Raw genomic sequence first — 1,746 nt, forward strand, 5'->3', positions numbered from 1 at the left:
CGGGGTTGGTCGGCCGTCCGACTGCGTTCGCGCGGTCGCGGTCGCGGTTGGTCGGCCGTCCGTCCGTGTGCTGCGGCGGTGGTTGACCGCGACCGCGCGGGGGCGAGCACACGGGCGTCCGAGGGGAGTGCGTCCGCGGGGGCGTCCGGTCGGGCATCCGCATGCGTCGTGCTGGGGTGGTCTACGTGCGGTCGCGTCCGGTTAGGCCGTGGCGTGGTCGCGCCTGGGCGGTCTTCGCGCGGCCGCGCGTGGGTGGAGTGTTCGTGCGGTGGCCTTCGGTGGTGATGCGAGTGGCGATGGTTCCGGCGGCTCAGAGGTGTCAGAGGTAGCTGCGGGCGTGACTGAGCCATGCGGCGGCGGCTGGGCTGGTTGGTTCGTCCCGGCGCCAGGCCAGGCCCAGGCGGCCGCGTAGCTCTGGGTCGGTGATGCGGATCGGGTGGAGGTACTCCCGATGCCGCGCGATCGACTCCGGCAGGATCGCTATCCCCAGGTGGCGGGCTGCGAGCTGCTCGATCACGGCGGGGGAGCCGGCCTCGAACGCGACCCGCGGCGCGAAACCCTCCTCCGCGCAGGCGGCGTCCAGAATTGCCCGGATGCCGCCCCCGCGTGGCAGGCACACCAGCGCGCGGTCGCGTAGTTCGGCCAGCGGGATCGTCTCGCGCCCGGCCAGCTCGTGACCGTCCCACACGACGGCGTCTAGCGCCTCGTCGGTGACCACGTGCACGTCCAGGTCTTCGGGCGCCCGCGCGTAGGCCACGATCGCCGCGTCCAGGCGGCCCTCCCGCACGGCGTCGGTCAGGCGCTCGGACACGTCCTCGACCAGCGTGATCTCCACGCCCGGCCACCGCGCGTGGAAGTCGGCGAGGATCGTGGCCAGGTCGACGGTGTGCGAGTTGACGGTGCCGATGGCCACGCGGCCGCGCTGGAGGCCGGCCAGTTCGTCCACGGCCTGGCGGGCGCCGTCGACGGCGGCCAGCGCGGCCCGGGCGAACGGGAGCACCGCCTCGCCCGCCGCGGTGAGCCGTACCGAGCGGGTGGTGCGGTCCAGGAGGGCGAGGCCGAGCTCTCGCTCCAGCTTGCGTACCTGCGCACTGACGCCGGGCTGAGCAACCCGCAGCCGTGCGGCCGCGCGCGTGAATCCGGCCTCCTCGACGACCGCCACGAAGTACTCCAGCTGATGCAGTTCCATAACCAACGATTATAAGTACCGTCGCAGATTGGTCTTGTTGTTCTGAATGGTGGCGCGGCACGGTGGAGTCATGAGTGCGAAGACTCCGGAAGATCTGTCCCGGCTGTTCGTGGAGCGCGCCAACGCGGGCGACGCCGCCGGCCTGGCCGCCCTGTACGAGCCCGACGCCGTCCTGGCCTACCCGCCCGGCAGCACCACGGTCGGGCGGGCGGCGATCCAGGCGGTGTGCGAGGAGATGCTCAAGCACGTCCCGCACTTCGAGGTGGAGGAGGCGCTGCCGACCATCCACCACGGCGACCTGGCCCTGACCTCGACCAAGGCGAAGGACGGCACAGGCGGCCGCGTCCAGATCGTGCGCCGCCAGCCTGACGGCACCTGGCTCCGCGTGATCGACCGCCCTGAGAACGCCGGCTGACCAACGTCGGCGCGACGCGCGCTTCACGCGCGGTCGCGCCGGCCCTCGCGCGGTCGCGCCGGCCCTCGCGCGGTCGCGCCGGCCCTCGCGCGGTCGCGCCGGCCCTCGCGCGGTCGCGCCGGCCCTCGCGCGGTCGCGCCGG

At 73.7% G+C, this 1,746-nt stretch carries 2 protein-coding genes; one reads left to right on the forward strand and one right to left on the reverse strand.

The features are described 5' to 3' along the window. Positions 1-319: 319 nt before the first annotated feature. Positions 320-1,189: a LysR family transcriptional regulator gene (locus ACIA8L_RS07130; protein WP_395901301.1), complete on the reverse strand. Its 870-nt coding sequence runs from the start codon at positions 1,187-1,189 to the stop codon at positions 320-322. A gap of 70 nt (positions 1,190-1,259) precedes the next feature. Between ACIA8L_RS07130 and ACIA8L_RS07135 the strand changes: the two genes are divergently transcribed. After that, positions 1,260-1,604 (forward strand): YybH family protein, encoded by a 345-nt coding sequence (locus ACIA8L_RS07135; protein WP_395901302.1) that lies wholly within the window; start codon positions 1,260-1,262, stop codon positions 1,602-1,604. The last annotated feature ends 142 nt before the right edge of the window (positions 1,605-1,746 follow it).

The sequence above is a fragment of the Dactylosporangium sp. NPDC051541 genome, assembly GCF_044454505.1.
In the GTDB taxonomy this organism is placed as follows: domain Bacteria; phylum Actinomycetota; class Actinomycetes; order Mycobacteriales; family Micromonosporaceae; genus Dactylosporangium.

What these genes read in the sequence shown, in the direction of transcription:
- ACIA8L_RS07130 (WP_395901301.1), bottom strand. Translation starts at nt 1,189, where the DNA reads ATGGAACTGCATCAGCTGGAGTACTTCGTGGCGGTCGTCGAGGAGGCC.
- ACIA8L_RS07135 (WP_395901302.1), top strand. Translation starts at nt 1,260, where the DNA reads ATGAGTGCGAAGACTCCGGAAGATCTGTCCCGGCTGTTCGTGGAGCGC.